Here is a 22,243-nt window from a genome sequence, read left to right on the forward strand (position 1 = left end):
ACGTATCGCGGCGCCAACATCGCCGCTCTGGGAGTCTGCCGTGTGAACAGCGCACAACCTGGTTTTATCCTTACCCGTCATTGGCACGATACGCCACAGGGCGTCAGCATCACCCTATGGCTGGCGACGCCGGATGGGCCACGCCGCATTACACTAGCGCCGCAATCGGCGGTCGCCTTTCTGCCCGCGGCGCAACAGGCCAAAGCCGCGCCATTACTGCGCGACCATCCTCAGTGCACGCTCCGCCCGGTCGCGCTGCGCGACTTCCATCATCAAGCGGTGCTGGCGCTCTATTGCCACAGTTATCGCCAACTCCAACAACTCGAACGCCGCCTAGCAGAACAGGACATTCACCTATTGGAAGCCGATATTCGTCCCGCCGATCGCTATCTGATGGAGCGTTTCATCTGCGCTCCGCTATGGTTCACGCCGCCGGGGGATACGACGAACGGCGCGTCGCCCGTGCGAATCAAGCCACATCCCGACTATCGGCCAACGCTGCGCAGCGTATCGTTGGATATCGAGACCAGCCCGCAGGGCGAGCTCTATTCGATCGGCCTGCATGGTTGCGGCCAGCGTATCGTCTATATGCTAGGGCCACCTAACGGCGATGCGACGGCTCTTGATTTTACCCTAACCTACGTCGCCAGCCGCCCCGCCCTGATCGAGGCGCTCAACCGTTGGCTGGCCGAGCACGATCCCGACGCGATCATCGGCTGGAATCTGGTACAGTTCGATCTGCGCGTCCTGCAACGCCACGCCGAACGCTATGGCATTCCGCTCAATCTGGGCCGTGACGCCACACCGTTAACCTGGCGCGAACATGGCTTCAAGGCTGGGCATTTCTTCGCCTCAGCCCCCGGACGCCTGATCATCGACGGCATCGAAGCGCTGAAGAGCGCCTTCTGGCACTTCCCCTCCTACAGTCTCGATAGCGTGGCACAAACCCTATTGGGCGAGGGCAAGGCGCTGGATGACCCCTACCAGCGCTTGGCCGAGATCGAGCGGCGCTTCCGCCAAGATAAACCGGCACTGGCACACTACAACCTCAAGGATTGCGAGCTGGTAACGCGTATCTTCGCCCACACAGCCCTGCTTCCCTTTCTGTTGGAACGAGCCAGCGTCACGGGGCTACCGGCCGATCGTCACGGCGGCTCAGTCGCCGCCTTCTACCATCTCTATCTACCACGCATGCATCGACTGGGGTTCGTCGCGCCCTCAACGGGCGAGATCGCCCCTCAAGCCAGCCCCGGCGGCTTTGTCATGGCATCGCGGCCCGGGTTATATGACTCGGTGATCGTGTTGGATTACAAAAGCCTGTATCCGGCGATCATCCGCTCCTTCCTCATCGATCCTGTCGGCTTGATCGCCGGTCATCAGACAGCAGACGAGGCCCACAGCGTGCCCGGTTTCCTCGGCGCCCGCTTCTCCCGCAGCCAACACGCCTTGCCGGATATCGTACGCCGTCTCTGGCTCGGACGTGACGCGGCCAAGCGGCAGGGTAACGCACCGCTGGCTCAGGCGTTAAAGATCCTGATGAATGCCTTCTACGGAGTACTGGGAACCGAGGCCTGCCGTTTCTTCGACCCGCGTCTCGCCTCCTCGATTACCCTGCGCGGTCACGAGATCATGCGCCAAACACGACGCCTGATCGAAGAGCAAGGCTATGCGGTGATCTATGGCGACACCGACTCGACCTTCGTCTGGCTGGGACGGGCACACGACGAGGCTCAGGCCGAAACCATCGGTCGACGGCTGTGCGCCCAGGTCAACGCCTGGTGGCAGGCACATTTACAGCAGGAGTATGGGCTAGACAGCGCGCTAGAGTTGGAGTACGAGTGCCACTATCGCCGCTTTCTGATGCCCACCCTGCGCGGCGCCGATCTCGGCAGTAAGAAACGTTACGCCGGGCTATGCGGCGAGCGGTTGGTATTCAAGGGACTGGAGACGGTACGCAGCGACTGGACACCGTTAGCTCAGCAATTTCAGCAGGCGCTCTACCAGCGCATCTTCCTCGAACAGCCCTACCGCGACATCATCCGCACCTATAGCACCCGTCTGCTCGCAGGCGAACTGGATGAGCAACTAATCTACCGCAAACGTCTGCGTCGCCCGCTCGCCGACTACCAGCGTCATGTGCCGCCTCACGTTCGTGCCGCCCGACTGGCCGACGACTACAACCGTCGCCTCGGGCGGCCATTACAGTATCAGCAGGGCGGCTGGATCGGCTATGTCATCACCCGCAACGGGCCGCAACCATTAGAGTGCATCGACGCGCCCATCGATTATCAGCACTACTTGGAGCGCCAACTCCAGCCGGTGGCCGATGCTATCTTGCCCTTTCTCGGTACCGACTTCGCGACCGAGTTAACCGGTCAGTTGGGGCTGTTCTAACGCGACGGAATAATAAGAATCTTCCCACACAGGGGGTGACGAATGCGACGCCATCCATTACCATAACGCCCTTTCCCCACGACAACGCCGACTTCACTGCCGCCAGGCCGTGATGCGGTTGGTTTATACCTAAATTATGCAGGCACCCGCCGCACGACGGGAGTCTCGGAATCTATCCCAATCGGCCTGGGCGACCAATGCGTCCATTGAGATAGCCACCCGATCATTATGTAAACCAAGAACGAAAAGTTGAGTCGATAATCTATGCCTTTTACTTTAGGTCAACGCTGGATCAGCGATACGGAAAGCGAGCTGGGATTGGGTACTGTGGTCGCATTGGATGCGCGCATGGTCACGCTACTGTTCCCCGCGACCGGCGAAAACCGTCTGTATGCCCGCAATGACTCCCCCATCACCCGCGTGATGTTCAATCCGGGAGACACCATCACTACTCATGAAGGCTGGCAGCTGTGCATCGAAGAGGTACAGGAGCAAGACGGCCTGTTGACCTACATCGGCAAGCGTTGCGATAACGGTGACAGTCCCATTGCAGTGCGCGAAGTGTTACTTGATAGCCGCCTGACCTTCAGCAAACCGCAAGATCGTCTGTTCGCCGGGCAGATCGATCGTATGGATCGTTTTGCCTTGCGCTACCGGGCGCGGAAATACCAGAGCGAGCAATTCCGCCTGCCGACCAGTGGCTTGCGCGGCATGCGCGCCAGTCTGATCCCGCACCAGCTGCACATCGCTCGCGATGTCGGTCAACGTCATGCGCCGCGCGTCCTGCTGGCGGACGAGGTTGGCTTGGGGAAAACTATCGAAGCTGGCATGATTATCCATCAACAACTGCTTAATGGTCGTGCCGAACGGGTACTGATCGTGGTACCGGAAAGCCTGCAACATCAATGGTTGGTCGAGATGCTGCGCCGCTTTAACCTCCGCGTGGCGTTGTTCGATGACGAACGCTACGCCGAAGCCGCCCAAGACAGCAGCAATCCGTTCGAAACCGAACAGCTGGTGATCTGCTCCCTGGACTTCGTGCGCCGCAGCAAGCAACGACTAGAGCAACTGGCCGACGCCGGCTGGGACTTGCTGGTCGTCGACGAGGCGCATCATCTGGCCTGGAGCGAACAGGCCCCCAGCCGCGAATATCAGGTTATCGAACAGTTAGCCGAGCAGATCCCCGGGGTACTGCTGTTGACCGCTACCCCAGAGCAGTTAGGCCAAGAGAGCCACTTCGCCCGCCTACGTCTGCTGGATGCCAACCGTTTCCACGACTACGCTCAATTTGTCGATGAACAGCAACGCTACCGTCCTGTCGCGGATGCCGTTACGCTGCTGCTCAACGACGGCCACCTCCAGCCGGAGGCGCTGAACATGCTGAGCGAGATGGTGGCTGAGCAAGATATCGAACCGCTATTGAAGGCAGCTAACGCCGGCGGCACTGGCAGCCAGCAGGCGCGCAGCGAGCTGGTGCGCATGTTGATGGATCGCCACGGTACCAGCCGTGTGCTATTCCGTAACACCCGCCAGGGCGTCAAGGGATTCCCCCAGCGTACCCTGCACCAAATCACCCTGCCGCTACCGGCCCAGTACCAGACGGCGATCAAGGTTTCCGGCATCATGGGGAGCAAAAAGAGCCCAGAAGCCCAGGCCAACGACATGCTCTATCCTGAGCGGATCTACCAAGAATTTGAGGGCGAAAACGCCACCTGGTGGAACTTCGATCCGCGCGCCGAGTGGTTGCTCGACTTCCTGCTGGCCCAGCGTGACGAGAAGGTGTTGGTGATCTGTGCCCAGGCCGCCACAGCCGTCCACCTGGAGCAGTTGTTGCGTGAGCGCGAAGGCATTCGTGCCGCCGTCTTCCATGAGGGCATGTCATTGCTCGAGCGCGATCGCGCCGCTGCCTATTTCGCCTCCCAGGAAGAGGGCGCGCAGGTTCTGCTTTGCTCAGAGATCGGCTCTGAGGGGCGTAACTTCCAGTTCGCCAATCAACTGGTCATGTTCGACCTGCCGTTTAACCCGGATCTACTGGAGCAACGCATCGGTCGCCTAGACCGCATCGGCCAGGCGCGTGACATCCAAATCTATGTGCCTTGTCTGGAAAACACCGCCCAGTCGGTTTTAACACAGTGGTATCACCAGGGACTGGATGCCTTCGAGCACACCTGCCCCACCGGTCGTACCATCTACGACCGCTACTACGACACGCTGCTGGGCTACCTGGCTAAACCGGCTCAGTTGGATGGCTTCGACGACTTCCTCAAAACCTGCCGTGCCGAACACGACGCGCTGAAGGCACAGTTGGAACAGGGACGTGACCGCCTGTTGGAGATGCATTCCAACGGCGGCGAAGCGGCGCAAGCGTTGGCCGAAGCTATCGCGGCGCAGGACAACGACGTCAACCTGGTTAACTTTGCCCTCAACCTGTTCGACATCGTTGGTATCAATCAAGAAGACCGCAGCGACAATCTGATCGTCCTGACCCCCTCCGATCACATGCTGGTGCCTGACTTCCCCGGTCTACCGCAGGATGGATGCACCGTGACTTTCGACCGCGAACAGGCGCTGTCTCGCGAGGATGCCCAATTTCTCAGTTGGGAACACCCACTGATGCGCAACGGCCTGGATCTCATTCTCTCCGGCGATACCGGATCCAGCGCCGTCTCTCTGCTGAAAAATAAGGCGCTACCGGTCGGTACGCTGCTGCTGGAAGCGGTGTATGTGGTCGAGGCCCAGGCGCCGAAGCAGTTGCAACTGACCCGTTTCCTGCCACCGACCCCAGTGCGCATGCTGCTGGATGCCAAGGGCAATAACCTGGCTGCGCAGGTGGAGTTTGAAAGCTTCAACCGCCAGTTGAACGCCGTCAATCGCCATACCGCCAGCAAGCTGGTCAACGCGGTGCAACCTAACGTACATGCCATGTTGCAAGTGGGCGAGACACTGATCGGCGAACAGGCCCAACAGCTGATCGCCGAAGCCAAACGAGAGGCCGACGAGGCGCTGAGCGCCGAACTGACCCGCCTGGAGTCGTTGAAGGCGGTCAACCCCAACATCCGCGACGATGAGCTAGAAACGCTGGAGTTCACCCGGCGTAAGGTGTTGGAAACGTTGGATCAGGCTAGCTGGCGCCTGGACGCCTTGCGCCTCATCGTGGTGTCGCACCAGTAATGGGCCGGCCTACTGCTGTGGGCGGCATGTTGCTGCCCAGCGCTACACCAGCGCTTGAACGCTATGATCCACCGCGCGAGCCCTGGCTACACGTGCTGTACCAGGACGCGCATATCATCGTGCTAAACAAGCCCAGCGGGTTGTTGTCGGTACCCGGTCGCCTGCCCGCACACCAAGACAGCATCATGACGCGTATTCAGGCGCAATATCCCACCGCCGAATCGGTCCACCGTTTAGATATGGCCACCAGTGGTGTGCTGGTGGTGGCACTGACCAAGGAGGCCGAACGTGAACTCAAACGCCAATTCCGCGAACGCGAGCCGCAGAAACACTATGTCGCCCGCGTATGGGGACACCCGGCTCAGGATGAAGGTCTCATCGATCTGCCGCTGATCTGCGACTGGCCAAACCGCCCTAAGCAGAAGGTCTGCTTTGAACAGGGCAAACCGGCACAAACCGCGTATCGGGTACTGGCGCGTGACGGCGACGGAACCGCGCGTCTCCTGCTGACCCCGATCACGGGACGTTCGCACCAATTGCGCGTTCATCTGTTAGCTATCGGCCATCCGATCCTCGGTGATGGCTTCTATGCTCCGCCGCAGGCATTGGCGTTAGCGCCTCGCCTGCTGCTACATGCTCAAGAGCTGCGCATCGTCCATCCCGCCTTCGCCACCCCGATGCATTTCCGCTGCGAAGCGGACTTCTAGGCTGCACGACATGCTGCAAAAAAAATGGCCCGCTAAGGCGGGCCATCATCACACGCTCGCGGCAGCGCTAGCCCGCGCCACTATTTAAATCCTTTCTCTTTTTTGATCAGATCATAGGCGGCCTGGATCTCCTGCGCCTTCTGCTTAGCCAGCTCCATCATCTCCGGCGGCAATCCCTTCGCCACCAGCTTATCGGGATGGTGCTCGCTCATCAGCTTGCGGTAGGCTCGCTTAATCGTCGTGGCGTCGGCACTGGGCGCCACCCCCAATACCTTGCAAGCATCCTCCAGCGTAGGCCCCTGCGGCGGCGCGTAGAAGTCGCCTTGCTGCTGATAATACCCTTGTTGGCCGCCCGCTTGCTGGTAGCCGCCACCGAACTGACGTCCCCCCTCCATCATTCCCAGGAATTGGTCGAACTGGGCGCGTGAGAAACCCAACTCCTCGGCGATCACATACAAGACGGCCCGCTCGTTCGGATGCAGTTGACCGTCGGCGAAAGCCGCCTGCAACTGGATCTCCAAAAAGATGCGAATCAAGTCGATACGGCCGAAGCAGACGCTACGCAGCTCGCGCAGGCGTTCACGCAACGGGTAACCCGACGCCTTGCCCTCACGAAAGGCTTGCTGCGCCATCATACGGGCCTCACCATGCAGATTCAGGCGATCCATGAACATGGAGGCGACTTGGATATCTGCTTCCGTCACCCGTCCTTTCGACTTGGTCAGATGCCCCATAACCTGAAAGGTGGTACGGAAAAACAGCTCCTGGCGCTGTTGCTGGTTGGTGAAATAGCCACGCCGTTTGATCTCGCGCGACTTATCGAACATATGGCCGACCAGAAAACCCAGTACCACGCCCCAGAAACCGATCCCGGACATCAGGCCCAGCAGCACCCCTACTAATTTACCCCAATAGCGCATATCGTCCTCAATTCATCATGTCGTGGGACATAATTTGCTTTATCATACCTGTCATTTATTCGGACGCCTAATGGCAGCGGCATCGCTGTGCCCCAATTTAGCACTAGCGCCACGCTGGCGGGTAAGATAGTCTCTGACCGATTGCGGCAAGACGCCCCTGATGACGGAATTCCTGACACCGCGTATGAAAAAAAGTATACCCACGCTGATAGCCACCCTCGTCTGGTCAGCGCTCTACAGTCAGCAGGCGCTGGCTTCTCTCGCCGAGCAGTGCTTGGTCGGCGTACCCACGTATGACAAACCACTGGTTTCTGGCGATATCAACGAGTTGCCGGTGCATATCACCGCTGATAAGAGCGAGGCCAACTACCCGGATAACGCCCTGTTCCAGGGTAACGTCGACATTCAGCAGGGAAACAGTACCCTGACCGCCGATCGGGTACAGTTGGATCAGAAGGCCATCCGTGGACAACCCGACCCGCTGCGAACCATCACCGCGACCGGTAACGTCAACTACGCGGATAACCAGATCCGCCTACAGGGTCCAAGTGCCTGGTCTAACCTGAATAATAAAGATACCAACGTCTGGCGTGGCGATTACCAGTTCGTCGGGCGCCAAGGGCGCGGCGACGCCGATCTGATGAAGACGCGCGCCGCCAATCGTTACACCATTCTGGAAAACGGCACCTTTACCTCTTGCTTGCCAGGCGACAATAGCTGGAGCATCGCCGGCTCCGAAATCATTCAGGATCGCCAAGAGCAGGTTGCTGAAATCTGGAACGCTCGCTTTAAAGTGGGCCCGGTACCGATATTCTATAGTCCTTATCTCCAGTTCCCGACCGGCAGCAAACGCCGCTCCGGCTTCTTGATCCCCAACGTCAACTACTCCAACGGTGATGGGTTGGAGTTCTCTTTACCCTGGTACTGGAACATTGCCCCGCAGGCTGACGCCACCATCACTCCGCACTATATGCAAAAGCGCGGGCTACAGCTGCAAAACGAATTCCGCTACCTGAGCGAATTCGGCATGGGATTGATCGAGTTCGACTGGCTGGGTAACGATCGTCAGTTCCAGCAAGACCGTAAAGAACAGGGCATCACCGGTCAGGCCCTGGCGGATCTGCAAAACCGTGATCGCTGGCTGTTCTACTGGCGTCACAGCGGTGTGCTCAACCATTGGCGTTTCGGCGTCGACTACACCAAGGTCAGCGATCCTTACTACTTTACCGATCTCAACTCGGCCTATGGCTCCAGTACCAGCGGTTACGCCACCCAGAAATTCTCTCTGGGCTATGCGGAAACCAACTGGAACGCCACCCTATCGACCACCCAGTTCCAAGTGTTCGCCAATGCCGGGGACATTAACGCCTACCGTACCCAGCCCCAGTTGGATCTGAACTACTACAAAAACGATCTGGGACCGTTCGATTTCACCCTGTATGGCCAGGCGGTCAAGTTCACCAACGAAAACCCTGACATGCCGGAGGCGGATCGCTACCACGCCGAACCGACACTGTCGCTCCCGCTCGCTAACCGCTGGGCTAGCCTGAATACGGAAGTCAAACTGCTGGCGACCCACTACCAACAGGATATACCGAAACCCAAGAACTTCCCGCTGCTGAAGGACTCGATAAATCGGGTAATGCCAGAGTTTAAACTCGACGGCAAGATGGTTTTCGAGCGTGATGCCGCACTGTTCAGCGGCTATACCCAGACGCTGGAGCCTCGCGCCCAGTATCTGTATATTCCGTATCGCAACCAGAGCGATATCTACGCTTACGATTCTACGCTGCTGCAAACCGACTATACCGGCCTGTTCCGCGATCGTAGCTACAGTGGGCTGGATCGCATCGCCTCGGCCAATCAGGTCACCACCGGTCTGACCACTCGCTTGTATGACGATCAACAGAATGAACGCTTCAACGCCTCTATCGGTCAGATCTACTATTTCTCGCCAGCACGCACCGGCGATGAAACCACCAATATCGATCGCCATGAGAATACCGGCAGCCTGGTGTGGGCCGGCGACAGTTATCTCAAACTGACCGATAATTGGCGACTGCGGGGCGGGTTGCAGTACGATACCCGCCTAAACAGCGTGGCGCTGGGTAACGCGGTAATGGAGTACCGCAAAGATGCCGAAAGCGTGTTGCAGCTGAGCTATCGTTATGCCAGCCCAGAGTACATTACCTCCATGCTGCCGCGTTATGCCAACAACGCCATCTATAACCAAGGGATCAGCCAGGCCGGGATCATCGGTAGCCTGCCATTAGCGGAGCGTTGGGCGGCGGTTGCCGGTTACTATTATGACACCAAAGCGAAACAGTCCGCCGACGCCATCGCCGGGGTGCAGTACAACACCTGCTGCTGGTCGCTGGGCGTCACTTATGAACGGAAGATCAACAGCTGGGACAACACGACTCAGAGCAGTAAATACGATAATCGGTTCTCGCTCCGCTTTTCCCTACGTGGCATGAACCAGAACTACAGCCTGGGTGCGGAAGAGATGCTGCGTACCGGTATCCTCCCGTATCAACGCGCCTTCTAACATTTGGCGCCGCGCGTGGTCTAACGGTAGAAAAATGCAGATAATACCGTTAGCCATGCAGGGCTGGCAGTAAGGTAAACTTGAAACCCGCCAGAGGCGGATTACTACTATAGGATAGTTATGAAGAACTGGAGAACGCTGATCCTCGGCGTGGTGCTGTGCGCTAATACCGCCTTTGCGGCCCCCCAAGTCGTCGATAAAGTCGTGGCTATCGTAGACAACGGTGTGGTCCTGGAAAGCGACGTCGATGGCATGATGAAATCGGTGAAACTCAACGCACAGCAGGCCGGCCAACAGTTACCGGACGATGCGACGTTGCGTCATCAGATCCTCGAACGCCTGATCATGGACAACATTCAGCTACAGATGGCCAAACGTATGGGGTTGGAAGTCTCCGACAGCGAGCTGGACAACGCCATCAACGGCATCGCCGCGCAGAACCATCTGACGCCGCAACAGCTGCGTAGCCGCCTGGCCGCCGATGGGCTCGACTATAAGTCTTACCGCGCCCAGATCCGCAAAGAGATGCTGATCAGCGAAGTGCGCAACAACGAAGTGCGCCGCCGCGTCACCATCTTACCGCAAGAAGTTGACGCCCTGGCCAAGCAAATCAGCAACCAGAATAGCGGTGAGACCGCCGTCAATCTGAGCCATATTCTGATCCCGCTGCCGGAGAACCCGACGCAGCAACAAGTCAGCGAAGCACAGCAACAAGCCGAATCGCTGGTACAGCAACTACACCACGGTGCCGACTTCGCCAAGCTGGCGGCTACCTACTCCGCCGATCCCCAGGCGCTGAAAGGCGGTGAGATGGGCTGGGGTCGTCTGCAAGAGTTGCCGACCCTGTTTGCCGAAGCCCTGCAAAACGCCAAGAAAGGCGACATCATCGGGCCGATCCGCTCTGGTGTCGGCTTCCATATCCTGCGCGTCAACGATCTGCGTGGCGATCAAGCTAACGTCTCCGTTACCGAGGTACATGCCCGCCACATCCTGCTACGCACCTCGCCGGTGATGAGCGATGCGCAGGCACATGCCAAGTTAGCGGCGCTGGCGGCCCAGATCAAGTCGGGCCAAATCACCTTCGAACAGGCCGCCAAACAGTATTCCGAAGATCCTGGTAGCGCCCAGAAAGGCGGGGATCTCGGCTGGGCGGTACCGTCGATGTATGACCCCGCCTTCCGTGACGCTCTGATGAAACTGAATAAGGGTGAGATCAGCCAACCGGTGCACTCCAACTTCGGCTGGCATCTGATCCAACTGCTAGGAACGCGTCAAGTCGACCGGACCGACGAGGCACAGAAAGAACGAGCCTATCGCATCCTATTCAACCGGAAGTTCGCCGAAGAGGCACAGAGCTGGCTGCAAGAGCAACGCGCCGCCGCCTATGTGAAGATCCTCGGCAATAACGCCAACGGAGCACAGTAATCTCATGACACCGACGCGTCGCATCGTCATCACCCCCGGCGAGCCCGCCGGGGTCGGCCCGGATCTGCTCGTCCTGCTGGCGCAGCACGCCTGGCCGGTCGAATTGGTGGTCTGCGCCGATCCGGTGTTATTGCTGGCTCGGGCGCGTCTACTCGGCGTGCCCTTAACCCTGCGTGACTATGAGCCGAATCACCCCGCGCAAGCGCAGCAACCCGGTACCCTGACGGTTCTGCCTGTGCCGCTGGACGGCGATGTCGTCCCTGGCATACTCAATGTCGTCAACGGCCACTATGTCGTCGCCACATTGGCGCGTGCCTGTGATGGTTGTCTGAACGGTGAGTTCGCCGCCCTGGTCACCGGGCCGGTGCATAAAGGGATCATCAACGATGCCGGCGTGCCGTTTACGGGCCATACCGAGTTTTTTGCCGAGCGCAGCGGTTGCGCGCGAGTCGTGATGATGCTGGCTAGCGAACGCCTGCGGGTGGCGTTGGCCACCACCCATCTGCCATTGCAGGCCGTGCCCGCCGCCATCACCCCGCAGACACTGAGCGAAGTGATCACCATTCTGGATAGTGATCTACGCAATAAATTCGGTATTCACCAGCCGCGCATCTACGTGTGTGGGCTCAATCCCCACGCCGGCGAAGGCGGGCATATGGGGCGCGAAGAGCTGGAGGTGATCATCCCGACTCTTGAGCACCTACGCGCCCGTGGCCTGGATCTCGTCGGGCCACTTCCCGCTGACACACTGTTTCAACCCAAGTACCTGGATCAGGCCGACGCCGTATTGGCGATGTATCACGATCAAGGCTTGCCGGTGCTCAAGTTCCAAGGCTTCGGCCACGCCGTCAACATCACGCTGGGCTTGCCATTTATCCGTACTTCGGTAGATCACGGCACCGCGCTGGATCTCGCCGCCAGCGGCCAGGCACAACCCGGCAGTTTTATTACCGCATTAAATCTTGCCATAGAGATGACCAACCACAGCAATGAATAGTCGAGTTCACCAGGGGCATTTGGCCCGCAAGCGTTTTGGACAGAACTTCCTGACCGATCAGTTCGTGATCGACAGCATCGTGTCCGCCATCAATCCACAGCCAGGTCAGGCGGTGGTCGAAATCGGCCCAGGACTCGGTGCCCTGACCGAGCCCGTTGCCGATCGGATGGATAAGATGACCGTCATCGAGCTGGATCGCGATCTGGCCGAACGCCTGTCGACCCATCCGTTTATCAGCCGCAAGCTGACCATTCGCCAGCAAGACGCCATGAGCGTCGACTTCGGTGAGATGGCACGTGAAGCCGGCCAGCCTCTGCGTGTCTTCGGCAACCTGCCGTATAACATCTCCACGCCGCTGATGTTCCATCTATTCAGCTACGCCGCCGCCATCGGCGATATGCATTTTATGCTGCAAAAAGAGGTCGTTAACCGTTTAGTTGCCGGGCCAGATAGCAAAACCTATGGCCGACTGAGCGTGATGGCGCAATACTATTGCCAGGTGATCCCGGTATTGGAGGTGCCGCCCTCAGCCTTCCGTCCCGCACCGAAAGTGGATTCCGCCGTGGTTCGTCTGATCCCGCACCGCGAACTGCCCCATCCGGTTAGCGATGTACGGGTGTTGAGCCGTATCACCACCGAGGCCTTTAACCAGCGGCGTAAGACCATCCGCAATAGCCTGGGCCATCTGTTTAGCGCCGAACAACTCAGCGCGCTGGGAATCGATCCCGCACGCAGAGCAGAGACGCTATCCGTGGCAGAGTATTGCCGGCTGGCTAACTGGCTGTGTGAGCATCCTCCGGTCCAGTAACCGTGCAAACAGGAGCCTTACGTTATGATCGACACCCCGCGTATTACCGTCCAGGTACAGAGTGTCTATGCCGCATCGCAGTCTCTGCCGGAAGAGGCGCGCTTCGTCTTCGCCTACACGGTGACGCTGCGTAACCTAGGGCGTTTTAACGTACAGCTCCTGCGCCGTTATTGGTTGATAACCAATGGTAACGGTCGCCAAACTGAAGTCCAGGGCGAAGGAGTCATCGGCGAACAGCCGCTGATCCTGCCCAGTGGCGAGTTTCAGTACACCAGCGGCGCTATCATCGAAACCCCCTGCGGAACCATGGAGGGGCATTACGAAATGGTCGACCATCACGGGCAGATCTTCCGTATCGCCATCCCGGTATTCCGTCTAGCCATCCCGAGTCTGATTAACTAATTTATGTCGACACTGCTTATTGGCGACGTTCATGGCTGCTACCAGGAACTGCGCGACCTGCTGTCTCTGGCGGACTTCGATCCCACCCGTGATACCTTGTGGCTGACCGGCGATTTGGTGGCCCGCGGCCCCGACTCACTGGCGGTGCTGCGCTATGTCAAATCCCTCGGCGACAGTGTACGCCTGGTGCTAGGCAATCACGATCTGCATCTGCTGGCGGTTTACGCGGGCATCAGTCGCAACAAACCCAAGGATAAGCTGAGCCCGCTGCTAGCCGCCGACGACGCCGACAGCCTGATCAACTGGCTACGTCGCCAGCCGGTGTTGCAGGTCGATGAGTCATTACGCTTAGTGATGGCGCACGCGGGTATCAGCCCGCAATGGGATCTGGCCTGCGCCCAACGCTGCGCGCGCGAGGTGGAAGCAGTGCTGGCCAGCGACAGCTATCCCTATTTCCTGAACGCCATGTACGGCGACATGCCGAATAATTGGAGCGAATCTCTCAGCGGACTGGCTCGCCTCCGTTTCAGTACCAACGCCTTCACCCGCATGCGTTACTGCTTCCCGGGCGGCGAACTGGACATGATCTGTAAGGATGCGCCAGGCGAAGCGCCAGCACCGTTGCGTCCCTGGTTCGATCTCGACAGTCCGGTGTTGGCGGCAGGTTACCGTATCGCCTTCGGCCACTGGGCATCATTGGAAGGCCGGGGTACCCCCGCACAGGTCTACGCCCTAGATACGGGTTGCTGTTGGGGGGGAACGCTGACCGCGCTGCGTTGGGAGGATGGGCGTTATTTCCATGTGCCCTCACAGCGTGCTGCACGTCATGACAAGAGAGCTTAAGCGCAACTCGCGCCCCATCTCTCGCGGGGGCGCGTCAACACAGGGCAATTATCTCTCGATTAACGCCGTTCGAGGATCTCGAAGCAATAGGGATGCGTGTTATCGCCATCCGCATCGTGAAACTCGCTAAAGCGAGTCTGCCACTCCTCCGAGGCATAATCGGGGAAGTAAGTATCCCCGGCGACATCGGCATCCACATGGGTCAGATAGAGGCGAGACGCCAGCGGCAAGAATTGCTGGTAAAGGGTACCGCCACCGATGATCATCACCTCGTCCGCCCCCGCCGCCGCCGCCAAAGCGGCCTGTGGCGTACTCACCCACGTCACCCGCGCATCCTGGCCTGGCCAATGGCTCAACACGATATTATGTCGCCCCGGCAGCGGGCGACCGATAGACTCGTAGGTCTTACGTCCCATTACCACCGGTTTTGCCAGCGTATTACGCTTAAACCAGGCGAGATCGGCGGGTAAATGCCATGGCATCGCGTTCTCCATGCCGATCACGCGATCCGCGCTCAGCGCGGCGATCAGGCTGATAATCATGCTTGTCTGTCCTGTCTGGGAGAAAAAGTGCGCACACTATACGGAAAGGGCATAGCAGCGTCGATAGCCCAGGTGAGGGATTTTTCCCCTACCCCGCTAAAATCTTGCCAGGGTGCATCGCGCCGTTTACACCCCGGGGCGCTTACGATATAGCCATATTCCCGGTAGTGACAGACCCACAGAGAGCGCGCCAACGATAAACGACGCCTTAAGGAAGTTGGTCACCACATTGGCGAACAACGGTTCACTGTAGCCGGTATGAGAGATCTCCACCACTGCGATCATCGCCCGGTAGGCATAGATCCCGGGGAACATCGGGATCACCGCCGCCACGGTAAAGACTTTTGGGTGCGCCAGCAACCAGCGCGACCACTGAATGCCGATGATACCGATCAGGATCGCCGCCAACAATGAGGCCCACTCGATGTTCATCCCTAGGGTCATCATGAACCAACGCGCACCATGACCGATGGCTCCTAAGAGCGCGCAGTAACCCAGTGCCCGCGTCGGCACGTTGAACACCATGGCGAAGCCAAGTGCCGGCACCGCCGCCAATAGCATATCCTGTAGCAGTTGCAACAACAGCGTCATCATGCCCACCCTTGTAGTCCCCACAGCGACAACGCCATCACCACCCCCAGACAGGTCGCGAGCGTCAGTAAGGTCGCCATCGCCCAACGCGCCAGGCCGGTATTGACGTGCCCCTTAAACATATCCGCCACGGCATTGATCAGGGGAAAACCCGGCACCAGCAACAGGGTACTGGCCGCCATCGCAATCACCGATGTCTGTGAAAAGGCGGAGAGTTGCAGCAGTCCGCCAGAGACTGAAGTAGCGATAAAGGCGGTGAAGCAAAAATTAATCAGGGGATTTAATTGGCGATGCGTCATCACCTGGCGGAAGTACATTGCCACCGCACTGGCAAAAAACGCGACCAGTGAACCGTCCCATCCGCCTCCGTTGAGCTTACAGAAACAGGCACAGGATAGTCCTACCATCAGTACCACCAACGCTCGCGGATAGCGCAGCGGACGAATATGCTCGAAGCGTTTACGCACATCGCGAATATCTAACAGTTGGTGCTCTACCATGATCACAATATGCTGCACCTCCGTCACCACATGCATGTTAATGCCGCGATCGATATTCTTACGCGTTGACGTCAGGCAACGTCCCTCCTTTATGGTGGTGAGCACCACCGCGTTGGCCGAAATAGAGCTCTCGACACTATCCACGCCCAGCGCCAACCCCAGGCGGGTAGAAAGCTGCTCGACTAACATGCTTTCCGCGCCATGTTGTAGTAAAAAAAGGGCACAGTAAATACACAAACGGGTCACTTCCCGCTGGTGATCATACTCCACAATCGACTCCTGTCCGGGCCGCCTTATCATCGCTCCGTATCCGTTGTGATCGTGGACACGGGGTTACCATGGCTCGACCCTCACCTCGCCATGGCGATTTATTGTGCCACAATGGCACAGGTGGCGTAACCTATTGCGCCCATCCCTCGCAACGAATCGATGCGCGAATGAAAAAGGCCCAGCAATGCCGGGCCTCGTAAAGCTGCGTTGACGTTACTGTAGACGCGCGTGCATCTCCTGTAGCGAAACCACCTGTTCGGTCGGGTCGGCATTAAGCGCCATCGCCGTGGCGAAACCGCCATTCAACGTGGTGTCATAGTGCACCTTATACTGTAGTGCGCTGCGACGGATCAGCTTAGAGTCCTCGATCGCCTGACGTCCGGCGGTGGTATTCACGATGTAAGTATACTCGCCATTCTTAATGCGATCCTGAATGTGCGGGCGCCCCTCGTGAACCTTATTGACCAGACGCGGGTTGATCCCGGCCTCTCCCAATACCACGGCGGTACCATGGGTCGCATCCAGCTCGAAGCCCTGCTTGAGCAGCTTGGCCGCCAGATCCACCACCCGGTGCTTGTCCCCTTCGCGTACCGACAGCAGGGCACGGCCCGGCTTTTTCACCTGGGATTGGCTGCCGAGCATCGCCTTGGCGAAAGCCTCGGCAAAGGTTCGGCCAACCCCCATCACCTCGCCGGTAGAGCGCATCTCCGGCCCGAGGATCGGGTCGACGCCGGGGAACTTGTTGAACGGCAGCACCACCTCCTTGACCGAATAGTACGGCGGGATCACTTCTTCGGTGACGCCTTGTTGCGCCAGTGTCTGGCCTACCATCACTCGGGCCGCCACCTTGGCCAGCGGGACACCGGTCGCCTTGGAGACGAACGGGACAGTGCGAGCGGCGCGCGGGTTCACCTCGATCAGGTACACTTCGTTATCCTTAACGGCGAACTGTACGTTCATCAGACCGCGCACACACAGCTCCATCGCCAGTTTCTCCGCCTGGCGGCGTAACTCATCTTGAATCTCCGCGCTCAGGGTATAGGCTGGCAGCGAGCAGGCGGAGTCACCGGAGTGCACCCCCGCCTGTTCGATGTGCTCCATGATACCGCCGATCAACACCTGCTCACCGTCGCAGATGGCATCGACATCCACCTCAACGGCATCATCCAGGAAATGATCCAGCAGCACCGGCGCATCGTTGGAAACGCTGACTGCGGTCTGGAAGTAACGGCGCAGATCGCTCTCATCGTAAACGATTTCCATCGCCCGTCCGCCGAGGACATAGGAGGGGCGCACCACCAACGGATAACCGATCTGGGCCCCCTTCTCCACCGCCTGCTCGATAGCGGTCACCGTAGCATTGGCCGGTTGCTTCAGCCCCAAACGATTGACGGCCTGTTGAAAGCGCTCGCGGTCTTCGGCTCGGTCGATGGCATCCGGGCTGGTGCCGATAACCGGCACCCCGGCCGCCTCCAGCGCCCGCGCCAGTTTCAGCGGCGTCTGTCCGCCATACTGCACGATCACCCCTTGCGGCTGTTCGACGGCGACGATCTCCAGCACGTCCTCCAGCGTTACCGGCTCAAAGTAGAGACGGTCGGAGGTATCGTAGTCCGTGGAGACGGTCTCTGGGTTACAGTTGACCATGATGGTCTCGTAACCATCTTCGCGCAGGGCCAGCGCCGCATGCACACAGCAGTAGTCGAACTCGATCCCCTGACCAATACGATTCGGCCCACCGCCCAACACCATGATCTTCGGCCGATCGTGGTGCGGATTGGCTTCACACTCCTCCTCATAGGTGGAGTACATATAGGCAGTATCGGTGGCAAACTCGGCGGCGCAGGTATCGACGCGCTTATACACCGGATGCAGCCCCAGCTTATGACGCAGCTTGCGAATTTCACTCTCCGCCACGCCGGCCAGACGAGCCAAACGTGCATCGGCGAACCCCTTGCGCTTCAGTTGGCGCAGGAAAGGCGCGTTCAGGCCGTTGATACCGACCTCGGCGACCCGCTCTTCCAGGCGTACCAGTTCCTCGATCTGCACCAAGAACCAGCGATCAATGTTAGTGAGGTTAAACACCCCATCCACTGACAGACCTGCGCGGAAGGCATCGGCGATATACCAGATACGCTCGGCACCGGCATCCTTCAGCTCGCGGCGGATCTTGGTCAGCGCCTGCGGATCGTCCAGATTAACCTTGGGATCGAAGCCACTCGCGCCCACCTCCAAGCCACGCAGCGCCTTTTGAAGCGACTCCTGCTGGGTACGACCGATGGCCATCACCTCCCCCACCGATTTCATCTGCGTGGTCAGACGATCGTTGGCGCCGGCGAACTTCTCGAAGTTAAAACGCGGGATCTTGGTAACCACGTAGTCGATAGAGGGCTCGAAAGAGGCCGGGGTGCGGCCACCGGTGATATCATTCATCAGCTCATCTAAGGTGTACCCCACCGCCAGTTTGGCGGCGACCTTGGCGATGGGAAAACCGGTCGCCTTGGAGGCCAGCGCGGAGGAGCGCGATACGCGCGGGTTCATTTCGATGACGATCAACCGCCCATTTTTCGGATTGACCGCGAACTGCACGTTGGAGCCACCGGTTTCGACACCGATCTCACGCAGTACCGCCATCGAGGCGTTACGCATGATTTGATACTCTTTATCCGTCAGGGTCTGTGCCGGGGCGACGGTGATCGAATCCCCAGTGTGGATCCCCATCGGGTCGAGGTTTTCGATGGAGCAGATGATGATGCAATTGTCGTTCTTATCGCGCACCACCTCCATCTCATACTCTTTCCATCCGATCAACGACTCGTCGATCAGCAACTCGTTGGTCGGTGATAGATCCAGACCGCGCTCACAGATCTCTTCAAACTCTTCGCGGTTATAAGCAATGCCGCCGCCTGTACCGCCCATGGTGAACGAGGGCCGAATGATACAGGGGAAACCCACCTGCTCAGCCACCGCCAAAGCCTCTTCCATACTATGGGCGATGCCGGAGCGCGCGGTATCCAAACCAATTTTTTTCATCGCCTGATCGAAGCGTCGGCGATCCTCGGCCTTATCGATGGCATCGGCGGTCGCGCCGATCATGGTGACGCCAAACTCGGCCAACACCCCTTGGCGCTCCAGCTCCAACGCACAGTTCAACGCCGTCTGCCCCCCCATGGTGGGTAGCACCGCGTCCGGACGCTCTTTCTCGATAATCTTACGCACCACCTCCCAATGGATCGGCTCTATGTAGGTGGCGTCGGCCATCTCCGGATCGGTCATGATGGTAGCCGGATTTGAGTTGACCAGGATGACACGATAGCCCTCTTCACGCAGCGCCTTGCAGGCCTGTGCGCCGGAGTAATCGAATTCACACGCCTGGCCGATGACGATCGGGCCGGCGCCCAGGATCAGGATGCTTTTAATATCAGTACGTTTTGGCATGGTTGTTCAGGCTCCCTGATTACTTAGCGCTACGGCGGTAGTTTTCAATCAATGCGATAAAGTGGTCGAACAGCGGCGCGGCATCATGCGGTCCGGGGCTAGCCTCTGGATGGCCCTGGAAGCTGAAGGCCGGACGGTCGGTACGATGGATACCTTGTAGCGAGCCATCGAACAGCGACTTATGGGTCGCACGCAGTGTCGCCGGTAGCGTCGCTTCATCGACGGCGAAGCCGTGGTTTTGCGCCGTGATCATCACTCGGTCATGATCCAGATCCTTCACCGGATGGTTACCGCCGTGGTGGCCGAACTTCATCTTCACCGTCTGAGCGCCACTGGCCAACGCCAACAGCTGATGCCCCAGACAGATACCGAACAGCGGGATCTCACCACGCAGGAAAGTAGCGATAGCCTCAATGGCATAGGTACACGGCGCCGGGTCGCCAGGGCCGTTGGAGAGGAAAATGCCATCCGGGTTAAGCGCCAGCACCGCTTGTGCTGGCGTCTGTGCCGGAACAACCGTCAAACGGCAGCCGCGATCCACCAGCATACGTAGGATGTTGCGCTTGACGCCAAAGTCATAGGCCACCACATGGTAGGGCAGCGCCGCGGCGTCGCGCAGTGCCAGCAGGCCTTCGTTCAAGGTCCAACTGCCCTGACACCACGCATAGGGCTGCGGCGTGGTAACCTCTTTGGCTAAATCCATCCCCTTCAGACCAGGGAAGGCTTGCGCTTGCATCAGCGCCAACGCGGCATCCGGCTCACACCCGGGTTCGGCCGTGATGATACAACCATTCTGCGCCCCTTTCTCGCGCAGCAGGCGGGTCAGCTTACGCGTATCAATATCGGCGATGGCGACCACCTGATGACGACGCAAGTAGTCGGAGAGGCTCTCCTGACTACGGAAATTACTGGCTATCAGCGGCAGGTCACGCACGATCAGCCCCTGGGCATGTACGGCAGAGGATTCCTCATCGGCGGCGTTAGTGCCGACATTGCCAATATGGGGATAAGTAAGGGTAACGATCTGACGGGAATAGGAGGGGTCGGTGAGGATTTCTTGGTAACCGGTCATCGAGGTATTGAAGACCACTTCCCCCACAGCCGATCCATCCGCTCCGATCGACCTGCCGTGAAACTGGGTTCCGTCTTCCAGAACCAAAAGCGCTGACTTAATCAAAACACCCTCCAAAGTAATATCCAATCACAATGACTGCATATTAATTCAGACATCGTCATCTGAATCAATGGGCAACGTGCTCATTGCGGCGAATTTCTGACAAATTGCGCGCATTCTAATGACGCACCCGGGCATTGTCCAGATGAAAGACGAGTTTTTTATGTTTTTTTACGATGTTGGATGTGTTTTTTAAGCGAAGCGCTCAAAAACACATTTATTAGGAAAGTAGAAAACGGTTGCCAAAGACACATATTAAAGGCAATGACGCTATAATGCGTTTTTTCACTGAAAAAATCAAGGCACACACGGTTTGGCGGGGGATAAAAAACAGAAGAGTGAAACAATTAGCGACATTATCGATAAAAAGAAAAATAAGGCGCATGAAAACAAAAAGGTGATAAAAAATCATTATTTTCATCACCTTAATAAAATAAACCACGCAATAAATTATGCCTTAATCGGGCATTTACAAGGTATCTAACGCCAAAACATCACACATATCATATAAACCGGCAGGTTGCTGTACTACCCACTGGGCCGCACGCAACGCACCGTTGGCAAAGGTCATCCGGCTAGAGGCTTTATGCGTGATCTCTAAGCGTTCACCGATATCGGCAAAGATCGCCGTATGCTCGCCGACGATATCGCCAGCCCGCACGGTGGCAAAACCGATGCTACCGGGAATACGCTCCCCAGTCTGCCCCTGGCGACTGTACACCGCGCAGCTGGCGAGACTATGACCCAAGGTGGCGGCGATGGTTTCCCCCATTGCCAATGCCGTCCCAGAAGGCGCATCGACCTTATGACGATGATGCGCTTCCACGATCTCGATATCGCAATAGTCGCCCATCACTTGGCTCGCCTTCGCCAACAAACGCAGCATCACATTGACACCGACGCTAAAATTGGCAGCGAAGACGATGGCACTCGTCTGTGCTGCCGCACTGATCATCGCTTTCTCAGCCCCACTAAAACCGGTGGTACCGATCACCATCGCCTTACCGTGCATCCGACAGAAATCCAAATGCGCCAGGGTCGCCTGTGGACGGGTAAAATCAATCAAAACATCAAACTGATCGACGACACGCGCCAAGGCGCTCTCCACCACCACGCCCAATGCACCGCAACCGGCTAACTCACCCGCGTCACAACCTAGCAGACTCGATCCCTCACGCTCTAAGGCGGCAGTTAACGTCACGCCAGGCATCGCCTGCGCCGCCGCGATCAGCTGACGGCCCATACGGCCGCCGGCTCCCGCCACGGCCACCCGAATCTGTTCTACCATCGTCAGTATCCCTCGTTGTTGTCTTACGCATCACGCCATTGACATGGTCACATGCCGGATCGCGCGGCGCTAACGCGCTCTTGCAGGTTAGCGACACTCTGCGCCGCGAGCCAGTGGAAATCGCCTATCATTAGAAAGTTCACTCGCCATTCCCCCCACGCCGCACCGGTAAGCAACAGCCAGAATCAATACGCATAATTATGCAAATCACACCCTATAACGAAGCAT

The 22,243-nt window shown here is 58.3% G+C and carries 16 protein-coding genes; 9 read left to right on the forward strand and 7 right to left on the reverse strand.

The window, feature by feature from the left end; all coding sequences use genetic code 11:
* Positions 1–42: 42 nt before the first annotated feature.
* The 3 genes from EHO01S_RS11415 to rluA all read left to right on the forward strand — a co-directional run bounded on the left by EHO01S_RS11415 (position 43) and on the right by rluA (position 6,272).
* On the forward strand, positions 43–2,394 hold the full coding sequence (locus EHO01S_RS11415) for a DNA polymerase II (RefSeq protein ID WP_024524074.1): 2,352 nt from the start codon (positions 43–45) through the stop codon (positions 2,392–2,394).
* A gap of 264 nt (positions 2,395–2,658) precedes the next feature.
* Positions 2,659–5,565 carry an RNA polymerase-associated protein RapA gene (gene rapA / locus EHO01S_RS11420; protein WP_024524075.1) on the forward strand — a complete coding sequence of 969 codons (2,907 nt, stop codon included), beginning with the start codon at positions 2,659–2,661 and terminating at the stop codon, positions 5,563–5,565.
* Positions 5,565–6,272 carry a bifunctional tRNA pseudouridine(32) synthase/23S rRNA pseudouridine(746) synthase RluA gene (gene rluA / locus EHO01S_RS11425; protein ID WP_024524076.1) on the forward strand — a complete coding sequence of 236 codons (708 nt, stop codon included), beginning with the start codon at positions 5,565–5,567 and terminating at the stop codon, positions 6,270–6,272. Before rapA ends, rluA begins: the two co-directional genes overlap by 1 nt.
* Before the next feature lie 80 nt (positions 6,273–6,352).
* Here the strand turns inward: rluA and djlA are convergent, their stop codons facing one another.
* The gene (gene djlA, locus EHO01S_RS11430) at positions 6,353–7,192 is read right to left on the reverse strand and encodes a co-chaperone DjlA (protein WP_024524077.1); all 840 of its coding nucleotides are present in this window, start codon (positions 7,190–7,192) and stop codon (positions 6,353–6,355) included.
* A 160-nt stretch (positions 7,193–7,352) separates the two neighbouring features.
* Here djlA and lptD point away from each other — a divergent pair, with 160 nt between their 5' ends.
* The 6 genes from lptD to apaH all read left to right on the forward strand — a co-directional run bounded on the left by lptD (position 7,353) and on the right by apaH (position 14,215).
* Positions 7,353–9,740 carry an LPS assembly protein LptD gene (gene lptD, locus EHO01S_RS11435; RefSeq protein ID WP_035370514.1) on the forward strand — a complete coding sequence of 796 codons (2,388 nt, stop codon included), beginning with the start codon at positions 7,353–7,355 and terminating at the stop codon, positions 9,738–9,740.
* Between the two features lie 120 nt (positions 9,741–9,860).
* Entirely contained in the window at positions 9,861–11,165 is a 1,305-nt protein-coding gene (gene surA, locus EHO01S_RS11440; protein WP_024524079.1) for a peptidylprolyl isomerase SurA, read from the forward strand.
* Between the two features lie 4 nt (positions 11,166–11,169).
* Complete coding sequence (gene pdxA / locus EHO01S_RS11445) at positions 11,170–12,162, forward strand: 4-hydroxythreonine-4-phosphate dehydrogenase PdxA (RefSeq protein ID WP_024524080.1); 993 nt, start codon at positions 11,170–11,172, stop codon at positions 12,160–12,162.
* Positions 12,155–12,970 carry a 16S rRNA (adenine(1518)-N(6)/adenine(1519)-N(6))-dimethyltransferase RsmA gene (gene rsmA, locus EHO01S_RS11450; RefSeq protein WP_024524081.1) on the forward strand — a complete coding sequence of 272 codons (816 nt, stop codon included), beginning with the start codon at positions 12,155–12,157 and terminating at the stop codon, positions 12,968–12,970. The genes pdxA and rsmA overlap by 8 nt, the downstream gene beginning before the upstream one ends.
* A 24-nt stretch (positions 12,971–12,994) precedes the next feature.
* Positions 12,995–13,372, forward strand: a complete 378-nt coding sequence (gene apaG, locus EHO01S_RS11455) for a Co2+/Mg2+ efflux facilitator ApaG/CorD (protein WP_005282530.1) — start codon at positions 12,995–12,997, stop codon at positions 13,370–13,372.
* A gap of 3 nt (positions 13,373–13,375) precedes the next feature.
* The gene (gene apaH / locus EHO01S_RS11460) at positions 13,376–14,215 is read left to right on the forward strand and encodes a bis(5'-nucleosyl)-tetraphosphatase (symmetrical) ApaH (RefSeq protein ID WP_024524082.1); all 840 of its coding nucleotides are present in this window, start codon (positions 13,376–13,378) and stop codon (positions 14,213–14,215) included.
* Positions 14,216–14,274: 59 nt separating this feature from the next.
* Here apaH and folA read toward each other — a convergent pair whose 3' ends face one another.
* The 6 genes from folA to dapB all read right to left on the reverse strand — a co-directional run bounded on the left by folA (position 14,275) and on the right by dapB (position 22,015).
* Positions 14,275–14,757 carry a type 3 dihydrofolate reductase gene (gene folA / locus EHO01S_RS11465; RefSeq protein ID WP_024524083.1) on the reverse strand — a complete coding sequence of 161 codons (483 nt, stop codon included), beginning with the start codon at positions 14,755–14,757 and terminating at the stop codon, positions 14,275–14,277.
* A gap of 126 nt (positions 14,758–14,883) precedes the next feature.
* Complete coding sequence (locus EHO01S_RS11470; protein ID WP_035370516.1) at positions 14,884–15,348, reverse strand: threonine/serine exporter; 465 nt, start codon at positions 15,346–15,348, stop codon at positions 14,884–14,886.
* On the reverse strand, positions 15,348–16,118 hold the full coding sequence (locus EHO01S_RS11475; protein ID WP_024524085.1) for a threonine/serine exporter family protein: 771 nt from the start codon (positions 16,116–16,118) through the stop codon (positions 15,348–15,350). The genes EHO01S_RS11470 and EHO01S_RS11475 overlap by 1 nt, the downstream gene beginning before the upstream one ends.
* A 213-nt stretch (positions 16,119–16,331) precedes the next feature.
* Positions 16,332–19,553 carry a carbamoyl-phosphate synthase large subunit gene (carB, locus tag EHO01S_RS11480; RefSeq protein WP_024524086.1) on the reverse strand — a complete coding sequence of 1,074 codons (3,222 nt, stop codon included), beginning with the start codon at positions 19,551–19,553 and terminating at the stop codon, positions 16,332–16,334.
* 19 nt (positions 19,554–19,572) lie between these two features.
* Entirely contained in the window at positions 19,573–20,730 is a 1,158-nt protein-coding gene (carA, locus tag EHO01S_RS11485; protein ID WP_035370528.1) for a glutamine-hydrolyzing carbamoyl-phosphate synthase small subunit, read from the reverse strand.
* Between the two features lie 466 nt (positions 20,731–21,196).
* The gene (gene dapB, locus EHO01S_RS11490; protein ID WP_024524088.1) at positions 21,197–22,015 is read right to left on the reverse strand and encodes a 4-hydroxy-tetrahydrodipicolinate reductase; all 819 of its coding nucleotides are present in this window, start codon (positions 22,013–22,015) and stop codon (positions 21,197–21,199) included.
* Positions 22,016–22,243: the final 228 nt, after the last annotated feature.

It is taken from the genome of Edwardsiella hoshinae NBRC 105699 = ATCC 33379, assembly GCF_000474215.1.
GTDB lineage: Bacteria > Pseudomonadota > Gammaproteobacteria > Enterobacterales > Enterobacteriaceae > Edwardsiella > Edwardsiella hoshinae.